The sequence below is a fragment of the Nitratidesulfovibrio sp. D1 genome, assembly GCF_051133415.1.
Taxonomy (GTDB): Bacteria; Desulfobacterota; Desulfovibrionia; order Desulfovibrionales; family Desulfovibrionaceae; genus Cupidesulfovibrio.
This window is the reverse complement of record NZ_JBPGNZ010000002.1, coordinates 481,288-494,407: the sequence shown is the minus strand read 5'-3', so window position 1 is coordinate 494,407 and position 13,120 is coordinate 481,288. Positions and strand designations below refer to the sequence as shown.

Here is a 13,120-nt window from a genome sequence, read left to right as displayed (position 1 = left end):
CGGCCAGGCTTCCCCTTGCAGCATGACAGACAAGACCGGGCGCGGTTCTCGCCGCGCCCGGTTTCTCGTCGCCTTGGGGCCTTCCGTCCCGTTTTCCGTCCGTCGCCATCCCGTTTCCGTTCCGTGCCCGTTGCACCGCCGTGGCCTGCATGATGCCGCCGGGCCATGCACGCGCTCCCGCTTGCCAAAACCCTTGCCGAGGCGTACCGGCGCAGTGGGGCCGTGCAACGTGGTCCCGAAACGACCGCAGCGAGGGCAGGGTGCATGGCCCAGCAACGCATTTTCGCATCCGCGACGCAGCAGCAAGAACCCACCCGCTGGCTGGACGTGTTCGGCCTGCTGTTCGTGGCCGGGGTGCTCGGCCTGGGCATCTGGTTCGCCCTGGCGCACCGACAGGCCACATCCGGTCCGGATATCTCGCTGGCCCCGGCCATGCTGCCGCGCTACGCCGCGTATTCGGTGGGCCGCATGTTCCTGGCCTACCTGCTGTCCATGGTCTTTTCGCTGGGCTACGGCACGCTGGCCGCGCGTTCGCGCCGGGCCGGGCCGGTGCTGCTGGCCGTGTTGGACATCCTGCAGAGCGTGCCCATCCTGTCCTTCCTGCCCGTGGTGCTGCTGAGCCTTTCCGCCCTGCTGCCCCAGGCCGTGGCGGTGGAGGCGGCCTCGGTGGTGCTCATCTTCACCAGCCAGGCCTGGAACATCACCTTCGCGTGGTATCAGGCCCAGACCACCCTGCCCGGCGACCTGCGCGAGGCCGTGGCGGGCTACCGCATGGGCGCCTGGCAGCGCTTCCGCACGCTGGACCTGCCCTTCGCCGGGGTGAGCCTGCTATGGAACAGCATCATGAGCTGGGCGGGCGGCTGGTTCTTTCTCATGGCGGCGGAAATGTTCACCGTGGGCAGCCGCGACTTCCGTCTGCCGGGCCTTGGCTCCTACCTTCAGGAAGCTGCGGCGCGAGAGGATACCACCGCTATCCTCATGGGCCTCGGCACCATGATGGTGGTCATCGTCACGCTGGACCAACTGGTGTGGCGGCCGCTGCTGGCCTGGGGCGAGCGGTTCAAGCTGACCATGGTGGCCGAGGAGGGGCAGCCGGAGTCGTGGTTTCTGGACCTGCTGCGTGCGGCGGGGCGCATGGCCCCGGTGCGGACAGTTCTGGACAGGGGGCTGGCCCCGGCCGCCGAAGCCGTGGACGCCTGGCTGATCCGCCGCTTTCCGCCCTCGGGCGAGAGCATGGACGCGGTCCGTAACGAGCCGTGGGCGGGCCGCCTGTTCGCTGCGCTGCTGTTCGGGTGCGTGGCCTTCGGCCTGTGGAAGGGCAGCGGCCTCCTGGTGCAGGTATCCCCGGAAAGCTGGCGCGGCATGGCCATCGGCATCGCGGCCACCTTCCTGCGGGTCATGGCGGCCATGGCCGTGGCCCTGGCCTGGACCCTGCCGGTGGGCGTGCTCATCGGCACCAACGCCCGCCTCGCGAGGGTGCTGCAACCTGTCGTCCAGATCGCCGCGTCCATCCCGGCCACGGCGCTGTTCCCGGTATTCCTGATGGTGCTGGTGGACGTGACCCACGGGCTGAACGCGGCGGCGGTGCTGCTGATGCTGCTGGGCACCCAGTGGTACCTGCTGTTCAACATCATCGCCGGGGCATCGTCCATCCCGCGCGACCTCAAGGACACCGCCGCGCTCATCGGTCTTTCGCGCGCCCAGCGGTGGCGCACCCTGATCCTGCCCGCGTTGTTCCCGTACATCGTCACCGGGGCCATCACGGCCAGCGGCGGGGCGTGGAACGCCAGCATCGTTTCCGAGTACGTGTCCTTTGGAGGCCGTACGCTGAGTGCAACGGGCATCGGGGCCATCATCGCCCGGGCCACGGCCGAGGGCGACTTTCCCCTGTTGTTCGCGGGCACGCTGAGCATGATCGTGACCGTGGTGGGTTTCAACCGGCTGGTGTGGCGGCGCCTGTACCGCCTGGCCGAAGAACGTTTCCGCATGGAGTAGGGCATGCATGCACCTCTCGTCGCCCTGCGCGGCCTTGGCAAGGCGTACGGCAGCGGCGCGCGCCGCTTCACCGCCGTGTCCGGCATCAACCTGGAAATCGCCGAGGGCGAGTTCGTGGCGCTGCTGGGGCCGTCCGGCTGCGGCAAATCCACCCTGCTGCGCATGATCACCGGGCTCATCGCCCCCACCGAGGGCGAAGTGCTGTACCGGGGCGGGCGGCTGGAGGGGGTGAACCCCCACGCCACCATCGTGTTCCAGACCTTCGCCCTGTTCCCGTGGCTGACCGTGCAGGAAAACGTGGAGGTGGTGCTGAAGGCGCGCGGCGTGCCCCCGCGCGTGCGCGCCCGGCGCGCCCTGGACCTGCTGGACCGGGTGGGGCTGGCGGGCTTCGACAACGCCTACCCGCGCGAACTTTCCGGGGGCATGCGCCAGAAGGTGGGCTTTGCCCGCGCCATGGCCGTGGAGCCGGAACTGCTGTGCCTGGACGAGCCGTTCTCGGCCCTGGACGTGCTGTCGGCGGAAACGTTGCGCGGCGAACTGCTGGAGCTGTGGACCAGCGGCAAGATTCCCACCCGGGCCATTTTGATGGTGTCGCACAACATCGACGAGGCGGTGTTCATGGCCGACCGCATCGTGATCATGGACAAGGACCCCGGCCACATCGTGCGCGTCATGCCCGTGGACCTGCCCCATCCGCGCCAGCGCAAGTCGCCGGAGTACCTGGCCTTCGTGGACAGGGTGTACGCGCTGCTGGCGGGCCAGACCCTGACCGAGGACGAGGAACTGGGCACCGCCCCCGGCCAGCCCGGCCACACCCGCCGCCTGCCGGACCTGACCATCAACGAGATCACCGGCCTGGTGGAGCGCATGGCCGACCAGCCCGCCCACGGCGCGGACATCTACCGCCTGACCGAGGAACTGCACGTGTCGTCCGACTACCTGCTGAAGGTCATCGAGGCGGCGGAACTGCTGGGCTTCGTCACCATCCGCACCGGGGACATGGAACTGACCCCCCTGGGTGAAACCTTTGCCGAGGCGTCCATCCTGGCCCGCAAGGAAATCTTCGGCTCGCGCCTGCGCCGCCTGCCGCTGGTGGCGTGGCTGCTGGACCTGTTGCGGGCCAGCGGCAACCGCCAGATCAAGTTCGAGGTGGCGGAGACGGCCCTGTCGCTGGAATTTCCCCGCGTCGAAGCGGCCCGCCAGGTGGAGACCATGATCAACTGGGGCCGCTACGCCGAAATCCTGTCCTACGACGACAACAGCGAGGTCATCCTGCTGGAGCCGGAGGGCGGCGTGCATCTGGAATGAGCCGCGCCCGCATTTATCGCTTTACATCCCCCCGGCCGGGGGGTATTGGTCACGCATTCAGCTAGGGGAGCCCGTAGGGCTGAGAGTGGAGCATGCCTCCAGACCCTCTGAACCTGAAGCAGTTCACACTGCCGTAGGGAAGCTGAGCGTACCGCGCCCGAAATGCCGGAAACGCCCGTCCACCCTGCGACGGGCGTTTTTTTGTTCGCCCGCCGCACGGAAGCAGGAAGGGCCGCACGGCGGGCGCGCCACAACGCGAAGCTGGGGGAGCCCGCACGGGCTGAGAGGGAAGGACGGCCTTCCGACCCCGAGAACCTGATGCAGGTCATCCTGCCGTAGGGAAGCTTCCTCGCCTTCGGGCCATCACAGGGGAGCTTGCCGTTCGCAGGCTCCCTTCGCTTTCTCGAACGTCGCGGCAGCGGAGGTTACGGCATGACGATACGCGTGAACGGACAGCAGATGGAATGCGAACCCGGCACGACGCTGCTCCAGTTGCTGGAGCGGATGGCCCTGCGGCCCGAGGCCGTGGTGGTCGAGCGCAACCGCGCCATCGTGAAGTCCGGGGAGTACGGGGCCACCCGGCTCGATCAGGGAGACGAACTCGAACTACTGCACTTCGTGGGAGGGGGCTAGTGACGCACGACACGCACGACAACGACACGCTGGTGATCGGAGGGACGGAACTGACGAGCCGCCTCTTCATCGGCACCGGCAAGTACGGCACCGACTCCCTCATCCCTGACGTGGCCGGGGCCTCGGGCTCCCAGGTCATCACCGTGGCGCTGCGGCGCGTGGATCTGGCCAACCCCAGGACCAACGTGCTGGCCCACATTCCGCCGCACATGCGGCTGCTGCCGAACACCTCGGGCGCGCGGACGGCCGACGAGGCCGTCCGCATCGCCCGGCTGGCCCGCGCCGCCGGGTGCGGCGACTGGATCAAGATCGAGGTCATTTCCGACAGCCGCTTCCTGCTGCCGGACGGCTACGCCACGGCCCGCGCCACGGAAACGCTGGCGAAGGAAGGCTTCGTGGTGCTGCCGTACATGAACCCCGACCTGTACGTGGCGCGCGACCTGGTCAACGCCGGGGCCGCCGCCGTCATGCCGCTGGGCGCGCCCATCGGCACCAACCGGGGGCTGCGCACGGCCGAGATGATCGGCGTGCTCATCGAGGAAATCGACCTGCCGGTCATCGTGGACGCGGGCATCGGCAAGCCCTCGCAGGCGTGCGAGGCCATGGAGATGGGTGCGGCCGCGTGCCTGGTGAACACGGCCATCGCCACGGCGGGCGACCCCATAGGCATGGCCCGCGCCTTTGGCGAGGCGGTGCGCGCCGGGCGCGCGGCGTATCGTTCCGGTGCGGGGCCGGTGACCACGGGCGGGGCCAGCGCATCGTCGCCGCTGACGGGTTTTCTGGGGGAATAGCCGGAGCGCGCGGCGCATGGGGCGGGCCGTGGCCTGCCGGATGCCCGTCCTCCATCCGTTCGTCGCCCCGGCACAAGGAGCAGGACATGAGCATGTACGACGTGGTCAGTGAATGGACCCCCCGCGTGGCGGACGCCCCCCTGCGCGAGGTCATGGAATCGGCCACCGCCGCCGACGTGGCCCGCGTGCTGCGCAAGGAACGCCTTTCCCCGCACGACCTGCCGGTCCTGCTTTCCCCGGCGGCGGCCACGCAACTGGAAGCCATGGCCCGCCGCGCCCGCGAACTGACGGTGCGCCACTTCGGCCGCACCATCCAGTTGTTCACCCCGCTGTACCTTTCCAACCATTGCACCAACCAGTGCCGTTACTGCGGCTTCAACGCGCGCAACCACATCCCCCGCCAGCGCCTGTCGGACGCGGAGATCGTGGCCGAGGGCCGGGCCATCGCCGCCACGGGCCTGCGTCACCTGCTGCTGCTCACCGGCGACGCGCGCCACGTGTCCGGGCCGGAGTACATCGCCCACGCCGCGCGGCTGCTGGCGCCGTATTTTCCTTCGCTGTCGGTGGAGGTGTATTCCCTCACGGACGACGAGTACGCTCTGCTGGTGGACGCGGGCATCGACGGCATGACCATGTTTCAGGAAACCTACAACAAGGCCCTGTACCCGGAACTGCACCCCGCCGGACCCAAGCGCGACTACCGCTTCCGCCTGGACGCGCCGGAGCGCGCCGCCCTCGCGGGCATGCGCGCCGTGGGCCTGGGCGCGTTGCTGGGGCTGGACGACTGGCGGCGCGACGCCTTTTTCACCGCCCTGCACGGCCACTGGCTGCAACGCCACTACCCCTATGTGGACGTGAGCTTTTCCGTGCCGCGCCTGCGCCCGCATGCCGGGGCCTTCCAGCCTGCGCACGCGGTGTCGGACCGCGATCTGGTGCAGGTCATCCTGGCCTACCGCATCTTCATGCCCAGCGCGGGCATCACCGTGTCCACCCGCGAGCGGGCGGAACTGCGCGACAACCTGATCCCCCTCGGGGTCACCCGCATGTCCGCCGGGGTGAGCACCGCAGTCGGGGGGCACGCGGCGCACAAGGGTGCGGAAGGGCAGGCGGGCCATGCGGCTCCGGGCGACGCCGACGCCGCCACCCCGCAGTTCGAAATCTCCGATCCGCGCAGCGCCGACGCCATGGCAGCCGCCATCGCCGCGCGCGGCTACCAGCCGGTGTACAAGGACTGGGAATCGGTGCTGGACGGAGGGTACGGGTGTGGGATAGCGTGCGCCGCGCGACGCACCCCGCCCGGGGCCGGGGCCTCCGCCGTCGCAATCCCCCTTCAGGAGCTTGCGTGAGCATTCTTTCCGACGGTCTCGCCCGGTATCTCGAACATGACCACCTTGAACGCATGGCCGCAGCCCGCGTGGGCATCGCGGGGGCAGGGGGCCTTGGCTCCAACTGCGCCGCCATGCTGGTGCGCAGCGGTCTGCGCCGTCTCGTGGTGGCCGACCGCGACGTGGTCGAACCCTCCAACCTCAACCGGCAGCAGTACCAGCCGTTCCACCTCGGCAAGTCCAAGGTGGACGCCCTTGCCGAAAGCCTGCGTATCATCGAGCCGCGTCTGGTGGTCACCGCCCGGCGCGTGGAACTGACCTCCGCCAACGTGGCTGGCGTGTTCGCGGGCTGCGATATTCTGGTGGAAGCCCTGGACGACCCCGAGGCCAAGCGCATGTTCGTGGAGGCCGCGCTGGAAATGGGGGCCTTCGTGGTGTCCGCCTCCGGCATGGGCGGCTGGGGCGGCCCGGCCATGCAGATGCGCCGCATAGGCGAGCGCATGGTGCTGGTGGGCGACTTCACCAGCGAGGTGGGGCAGGACCTGCCCCCGCTGGCCCCGCGCGTGACCATGGCGGCGGCCATGCAGGCGGATGCGGTACTGCACCATATACTCGGCCCTTGCCCCGGCTTTATGGCGTAAACGCGGGGATGGCGGGCATATGCTGCGTCAAGCCGGTTTCCCGCGCGGGTCACGTACCGAAGAGTACGCTCCCCTTGCGGAAAACCGGCTTTCCTTGCCTCTGCCCACCCTGCCCGCGTTTACAGGGCGTGCCCACTCCATGAAAACTGCGGCAGGCAGGCGATGATATGCGTTTCATGCATGATGTGCATTGCATGAACATGGCGTGAAAATTCCCGTTCCTCCAACCCCAAGGAGCATCCCATGCCGCGCATCCTTCCCGGCAGCACGCCGGAGGCCGACATCTACTGCCTGACCGACGACGGGCTGTCGCGCGGGCGGTCCGCCGCGGACGTGGTGGACGCCATGCTGCGCGGCGGGGCGCGCATCGTGCAGTACCGCGAGAAGGACAGGCACGCCGGGGACATGTTGCGCGAGTGCATGGAGTTGCGCCGCATGACCCGCGAGGCCGGGGCCTGCTTCATCGTCAACGACCACGTGGACATCGCCGTGCTGTGCGATGCCGACGGCGTGCATGTGGGGCAAGAGGACTTGCCCGTGCAGGCGGTGCGGCAACTGGTGGGTCCGGGGCGCATCATCGGGCTGTCCACCCATTCGCCGGAGCAGGCCCGCGCCGCCGTGGCGAGCGGGGCGGATTACATCGGCGTGGGGCCCATCTTTGCGACAAAGACCAAGAAGGACGTCTGCGCCCCGGTGGGCTTCGAATACCTGGACTGGGTGGTGGCCAACATCGAGTTGCCGTTCGTGGCCATCGGCGGCATCAAACTGCACAACATCGGGCAGGTGGCCGCGCACGGCGCGCGGTGCTGCGCGCTGGTCTCGGAAATCGTGGGCGCGGACGACGTGGCCGCCCGCTTCGCGGAGGCCCGCACGGCGATGCGCGCGGGGTGGGGATAGCCCGGCCCGCACGTTGCGCCACCTATCGCCATTCTCCTCCGTTTTCCCGCCCAGGCACGCAAAAACGCGGCGCTCCCGAAAGGGCAGCGCCGCGTTGTTCATTGCATGCAGCAACGGCGTGACGTCTTCGTCTGCCGGGTGCGTTCCCGTCAGGCGATTTCCTCCAGCAGTCCGGATACGCCCGCCGAGGTCGTGGCGGAATCCGCCGAGGCGAACAGGCTGGCGAAGTCGAAGCCGCCCGCGCTGCCGTAGGCGCTCATGGCCCGCCGCAGTTCGGAGGTGGACGCATCGGACCCGTTCTCGCCGCGCGCCAGGCGCAGGGCTTCGGCGTAGCCGGGAATGACGGCGGCCAGTTCCTCGGTGGAAACCGTGCCGTCCTTGTTGGTGTCCAGTTCGTCGTAGTCCTCTTCCTCGTCGTCTTCGCCGGAAGAACCCGAGGCGCCGCTGGCCGCCGAGCCGGAAACCGCCGCGCTCAGGCTGGAACCGGAGGTGGAGGCCACGCCGTTCTCGATGGCGGTGGACAGTTCGTCACCGGTGATCACGCCGTCGCCGTCCAGGTCGAACTGGTTGAAGGTCTCCTCGTCCAGGCCGGATTCCTTCAGGGTCAGGTCGCCGCTCTGGTCGCCGTCGGCCAGGCCCATGATCATGGCCGTGAGGGACGAATAGGCCTGCGCGGCGGCGTCGGACGCGGCCGAGGCGTCCACGGCGAGGGTGCCGTCGTCGCCGACGGTGGCCACGCCCGACTTCAGGGCGGCCTCCAGTTCGAAGCCGGTCACCGTGCCGTCGCCGTCGGTGTCCAGGGCGTCGAACGATTCCTGCTCCAGCCCCGATTCATCCAGCGAAAGCCCGCCGCTGATGTCCTTGTCCAACTGGCCCAGCAGCGAGGCGGTCTGCGCGAAGGCCGAGCCTTTGCCGCCGCCTTCGTTCAGCATGGCGATGAGTTTGTCGCGGTTGCTGAACAGCCCGCTGGCCTGGGTGGAGCCTTCGCTGCCGTCCGACCCGCCGAACAGGCCGGCGAGGGCGGACGTGGCATTCTGGGTTATCTGCGACGCCTGGTCGCTGCCCCAGGATGCCAGCAGTTCCTGTAACGTGGAACTGCTGGAGCTTATTCCCGATATGCTCATGAGTACCTCCTGACGTACCACATGTGCGCAGCGCCGTGCTCGCCCGCAGCCCGAGGGCAGGAAAAGCGTGCCGCACCATGCGGCACGGCCGCGAAAAAGCAAGAATCGCACCAACGGCAAAGCCTGCCGGGTGGCATGGCGTGGCGGGCCGCAACGAGCCCGCCCGGCAGGCGATCAGTGTGGCGGGGTGCCGGGGCCGCGTCAGGCCGTCGCGCCTGCTGCCCCGGTGGCGGCCTGCGCCGCCTCGGCAGCGGCGGCGTCCGCGAGCACGTCGGCAATGTCGCCCACGGCGCCGGAGGATGCGTCGGTGGTGCTGCCGCCGTCACCAGAGGCGGTGCCACCGGTGGCCGCCACCGCGCCGGATGTGCCGGTGGTGGCGCCCGTGCTGCCGGTGGGCGCGGTTTCGAACAGGGCGGTCATCAGGCCGCCCATGTTGCCCTCGTACCGCTCCACGGCCTCGCGGGCGGCCATGCCGTAGGCCCTGCGGCCGTAGCTGCTGCGCGCCACGGAACTCAGCGCGTGCAGGGCGCCCATGACGTCCAGCATCTGTTGCAGCGAGCCGCCGAACTCGTTGGCGGTGACGCTGCCGTCGCCGTTCGTGTCGATCCGCGCGAAGCGGTTTTGGTCAAGGCCGGATTCCGGCTGCGACAGCCCGCCGCTGTCGTCGGCGTCCAGATGATCCACGATGCGCTGGGCGATGCGCGAGGCCATGGCTCCCACGGTGCCCGCTGTGGTGAGCGTGGCGTCCGTGGCAGGCGCGGACGTTTCGCCCGTGCCGGTTGCATCATCGGCGCCGGAGCGCATCAGGCCGATCAACTCGTCGCGCTTGCTGCGTAGCCCGGCGCGCAACTCGCGTTTGCTGACGTCGCCGTCGCCGTCGCTGTCCAGCGCCGCAAAGGCCGTTTCGGACAGTTGCGCCTCGGAGGCGGAAAGGCTGCCGTTGTCGTCGGCGTCCAGTTCCTCCATCATGGCGCTGGCCAGCCGGGCGGTGGCCCTGCCCCTGCCGTGACACGGGTCCCATCCGTTGCGGAAGGCTCCTCCGCAATGCTCGATGCTCATGTGTACCTCCGTCTGCCCTCCCGGGTCTGCCCGGGCTCGGCCCGGGGCATCAAGCCGCAACACGAACGGCGGCGGAAGGTTTTGCCCGCTTCGCGGGCTGCGGAGGACGAGGCAAGTTCCGTTCCGGGAGCGTTATTTTCCCGGCGGCGGCACATTCCCCGTGGCGGGTATCCGGGCGGAAAACGCCCGGTCTATGAGACTGCCCGGCGGTATTCCCAACGCATCGGCTATGGCAAGGATGTTCAACAGGCACAGGTTGCGCTCGCCGCGCTCCACGCCGCCGATGTAAGTGCGGTGCAACTCCACTCTTTCGGCCAACTGTTCCTGCGACCAGCCGAGTGCCTCACGAAAGTGGCGGATTGCCGCGCCTAGCTCGATAAGGCATTGTTTTTCTTCGGCAGAGTATCCTGACATGGCTTCCTCCAATGGCTGAGGGAATCCATTCAGGTTCTGCGTTGACGACTATAAGTCTACAGACTATAAGTATCACACGCCATCTTCGATCCCTAAGGCCGAGTACGTAATTTTCTATTTCATGGGTAACGGCAAGGTCGCGATTCATGCGGCTTGTCTGCAAGCACACGCTTCGATGACGATGAATCTCGCCTTTGCTGATGGTGTATTGCGATATGCTTTCCCTCGCATGCGCAATATTTGCTACAAAATAGAACACAGGGTGTTGTGATCGATGATTCATATCTTGAAGCGCATTTATGAATATCAATTTCCTTTGTGATCTGCTTTCTGCACGGCAACGGTCTGTTTGTGGTGTGTTTATCGGACAAAGTCTCAATATCTTTATGATTGCTTTGGTTTTGATTTTGAAGGGTAATTTTGTCTTGCTGCGAGTGGTGTCTTGTCAGGTGTCAGGGGCATGAGGCGAGTGGGCAGAGTATGTTCTGGAGTTTTTCATGACGTTAAAGATGAAGTTGATCGTGAGTTTTGCTGTCTTGTTGGTGCTTATTGCAAGTGTCGGCGGATCATCTTCAGTTCAATTGAAGGCTATTCTTGAAAATGTTGTAAAGGTTACTGATAACGTTCTTCCAAGTGTAAAGGCCATAGCTGATGTACGGGGCAACCTGAATGAGCTTCGCAGGCAGCATTTCCAGCATGTCATTGCTTCTGAAGAACAGGAGATGGAATCCATCGAGCAGAACCTGAAGGCCATCAACGGCAGGCGCATGGCCAACAGCACCATTTACGAGAAGCTCATCACCTCGCCGGAGGAGCGCGCGGCGTTTCAGGACTATCGCTCCAATATCGAAGACTACGTGAGCGGCATGCAAAAGGCCCTGGCCCTCTCGCGCGACCACCGCGAGAACGAGGCCATGGAACTGGACAGGAAGGTGCTGCGGCCCAGCTTCGCGGCGGCCATGGATGCCCTGAGCCGTTGCGTGGAACTGAACGACCGCGATTCGGCGGCGGCCGGCAAGGCGGCAAACGACCGCGTCGCGTCGGCCCAGCAGATCAACGTCGCGCTCGTGGCCGGGGCCTTGTTGATCGGCGCCGGGGCCGCCATGTTCCTGATCCGTTCCACCCTCAGCCAGCTTGGGGAAGACCCCGGCTACCTGCGGGGCGTCTCTACCGAAATCGCCGCGGGCAACCTGAACGTGGCCTTCCGGTCCGAGCGCCCGTTGTCCGGGGTGTACCAGGCCATGCAGGCCATGGTGGCCACCCTCAAGGGCAAGATCGCCGAGGCCGACGAAAAGACCGTGCTGGCCGAGGCCAAGGAGCACGAGGCCATGGCCGCCACCGCCGCCGCCGAGGAAGCCCGCAGGCGCGCGGAAAACGCCAGGCGCGAGGGCATGATCCAGGCCGCCCAGAAGCTGGAGGGCGTGGTCGAGGTGGTGTCCTCCGCGTCGGAAGAGCTTTCCGCCCAGATCGAACAGTCCGACCGGGGCGCGGAAGAGCAGTCCAAGCGGGTGGCCGAAACCGCCACCTCCATGGAAGAGATGAACGCCAGCGTGCTGGAGGTTGCCCGCAACGCGGGCACCGCCGCCACCTCGTCCGAGAACGCCCGCAACAAGGCCGAGTCGGGCGCGGACATCGTGAACAACGTGGTGCGCGAAATCTCGCAGGTGCAGCAGCAGTCCATGGACCTGAAGCGCGACATGGAAGACCTGGGCCGCCAGGCCGAGGCCATCGGACAGATCATGAACGTCATTTCCGACATCGCCGACCAGACCAACCTGCTGGCGCTGAACGCCGCCATCGAGGCGGCCCGCGCCGGTGACGCCGGGCGCGGCTTCGCCGTGGTGGCCGACGAGGTGCGCAAGCTGGCGGAAAAGACCATGCAGGCCACCAGCGAGGTGGGCAGCGCCATCCGGGGCATCCAGCAGGGCGCCCAGAAGAACATGGACAACGTGGACCGTTCGGTGCGGGCCATCGAGGAAACCACCCGCCTGGCCCAGGAATCGGGCGCGTCGCTGAAGGAGATCGTGGGGCTGGTGGATTCGGCCACCGACCAGGTGCGCGGCATCGCCACCGCGTCGGAGCAGCAGTCCGCCGCCAGCGAGGAAATCAACCGCGCGGTGGAACAGGTCAGCACCATCTCGGCCGAGACGGCGCAGGCCATGCGCGAGGCGGCCAAGGCGGTGTCGGAACTGTCCAACCAGGCCCAGGTGTTGCGCCGCCTGGTCGAAGAACTGAAACAGGGGTAGGCGCGGCATGGATACCACCCACGAGACCATCGCGTCCGCCGTATCGGGGGCGTCCGGGCAGTTCCGGCCGGGCGGCGGGGACGGCACGCTGCTGCAACTCGTCACCTTCACCCTGGGCGAAGAGGAATTCGGCGTGGACATCCTGCGGGTGCAGGAGATCATCCGCATGATGCCGGTCACCCGCGTGCCCGCCGCGCCCGCGTTCGTCGAAGGCATCATCAACCTGCGCGGCAAGGTCATCCCCGTCATCGACATGCGGGCGCGCTTCGGCCTGCGGGCCGGGGCCGCCGATGAAAGGACCCGCATCATGGTGGTGGAGATGGGCGGCCGCGTGGCCGGGTTCATCGTGGATTCGGTGTCGCAGGTGCTGCGCCTGCCCGCCTCCACGGTGGAAGCGCCCCCCGCCGTCATCGAGGGGGGCGGGTCCGACTTCATCCGTGGCGTGGGCAAGCTGGAAGGGCGGCTGTTGCTGTTGCTGGACCTCGACCTGCTGCTGGGCGAGAGCGAGAAGGCCGTGCTGGACGGCATCCGGTAAACCGCCCGGACAAGATCGTTGGGGCGCAAGGCCGTCCCGACAAGATCGCTCGGGTGCAAGGCCACCCGGCCAACGCATCGAAGACTGCTCCGTGGGCGTGCCGCGCGTGACGGCGCGCAAGCGATCCCCCGCCGCGCCCGGACGCGCGGCAA

The 13,120-nt window shown here is 67.5% G+C and carries 12 protein-coding genes and 2 riboswitches; of the genes, 9 read left to right on the top strand and 3 right to left on the bottom strand.

Going from position 1 to position 13,120, the window contains the following annotated elements; genetic code table 11:
- The first annotated feature begins 264 nt into the window (after nucleotides 1-264).
- The 7 genes from ACR4XJ_RS05255 to thiE all read left to right on the top strand — a co-directional run bounded on the left by ACR4XJ_RS05255 (nucleotide 265) and on the right by thiE (nucleotide 7,590).
- Complete coding sequence (locus ACR4XJ_RS05255; RefSeq protein WP_434754216.1) at nucleotides 265-1,995, top strand: ABC transporter permease; 1,731 nt, start codon at nucleotides 265-267, stop codon at nucleotides 1,993-1,995.
- Nucleotides 1,996-1,998: 3 nt separating this feature from the next.
- Nucleotides 1,999-3,303: an ABC transporter ATP-binding protein gene (locus ACR4XJ_RS05250; RefSeq protein WP_434754215.1), complete on the top strand. Its 1,305-nt coding sequence runs from the start codon at nucleotides 1,999-2,001 to the stop codon at nucleotides 3,301-3,303.
- Between the two features lie 53 nt (nucleotides 3,304-3,356).
- Nucleotides 3,357-3,460, top strand: a riboswitch (TPP riboswitch).
- Nucleotides 3,461-3,556: 96 nt separating this feature from the next.
- A riboswitch (TPP riboswitch) is annotated at nucleotides 3,557-3,662 on the top strand.
- A gap of 73 nt (nucleotides 3,663-3,735) precedes the next feature.
- Nucleotides 3,736-3,936: a sulfur carrier protein ThiS gene (thiS, locus tag ACR4XJ_RS05245; RefSeq protein WP_333507134.1), complete on the top strand. Its 201-nt coding sequence runs from the start codon at nucleotides 3,736-3,738 to the stop codon at nucleotides 3,934-3,936.
- Nucleotides 3,936-4,727: a thiazole synthase gene (locus ACR4XJ_RS05240; RefSeq protein ID WP_434754214.1), complete on the top strand. Its 792-nt coding sequence runs from the start codon at nucleotides 3,936-3,938 to the stop codon at nucleotides 4,725-4,727. Before thiS ends, ACR4XJ_RS05240 begins: the two co-directional genes overlap by 1 nt.
- Nucleotides 4,728-4,813: 86 nt before the next feature.
- Entirely contained in the window at nucleotides 4,814-6,073 is a 1,260-nt protein-coding gene (gene thiH / locus ACR4XJ_RS05235) for a 2-iminoacetate synthase ThiH (RefSeq protein ID WP_434754213.1), read from the top strand.
- The gene (gene thiF / locus ACR4XJ_RS05230; RefSeq protein ID WP_434754212.1) at nucleotides 6,070-6,693 is read left to right on the top strand and encodes a sulfur carrier protein ThiS adenylyltransferase ThiF; all 624 of its coding nucleotides are present in this window, start codon (nucleotides 6,070-6,072) and stop codon (nucleotides 6,691-6,693) included. Before thiH ends, thiF begins: the two co-directional genes overlap by 4 nt.
- A gap of 243 nt (nucleotides 6,694-6,936) precedes the next feature.
- Complete coding sequence (gene thiE / locus ACR4XJ_RS05225) at nucleotides 6,937-7,590, top strand: thiamine phosphate synthase (protein ID WP_434754211.1); 654 nt, start codon at nucleotides 6,937-6,939, stop codon at nucleotides 7,588-7,590.
- 149 nt (nucleotides 7,591-7,739) lie between these two features.
- On the opposite strand, the gene ACR4XJ_RS05220 is transcribed toward thiE, so the two are convergent.
- The 3 genes from ACR4XJ_RS05220 to ACR4XJ_RS05210 form a co-directional block, all read right to left on the bottom strand.
- Nucleotides 7,740-8,714 carry a calcium-binding protein gene (locus tag ACR4XJ_RS05220; RefSeq protein ID WP_434754210.1) on the bottom strand — a complete coding sequence of 325 codons (975 nt, stop codon included), beginning with the start codon at nucleotides 8,712-8,714 and terminating at the stop codon, nucleotides 7,740-7,742.
- Between the two features lie 201 nt (nucleotides 8,715-8,915).
- A complete protein-coding gene (locus ACR4XJ_RS05215; RefSeq protein ID WP_434754209.1) occupies nucleotides 8,916-9,773 on the bottom strand; it encodes a calcium-binding protein in 858 nt (285 codons plus the stop codon).
- A 132-nt stretch (nucleotides 9,774-9,905) separates the two neighbouring features.
- Entirely contained in the window at nucleotides 9,906-10,187 is a 282-nt protein-coding gene (locus tag ACR4XJ_RS05210; RefSeq protein ID WP_434754208.1) for a helix-turn-helix domain-containing protein, read from the bottom strand.
- Between the two features lie 497 nt (nucleotides 10,188-10,684).
- On the opposite strand from ACR4XJ_RS05210, the gene ACR4XJ_RS05205 reads away from it, so the two are divergent.
- The gene (locus ACR4XJ_RS05205) at nucleotides 10,685-12,433 is read left to right on the top strand and encodes a HAMP domain-containing methyl-accepting chemotaxis protein (protein WP_434754207.1); all 1,749 of its coding nucleotides are present in this window, start codon (nucleotides 10,685-10,687) and stop codon (nucleotides 12,431-12,433) included.
- A 7-nt stretch (nucleotides 12,434-12,440) separates the two neighbouring features.
- Complete coding sequence (locus ACR4XJ_RS05200; RefSeq protein ID WP_434754206.1) at nucleotides 12,441-12,968, top strand: chemotaxis protein CheW; 528 nt, start codon at nucleotides 12,441-12,443, stop codon at nucleotides 12,966-12,968.
- Nucleotides 12,969-13,120 lie beyond the last annotated feature (152 nt).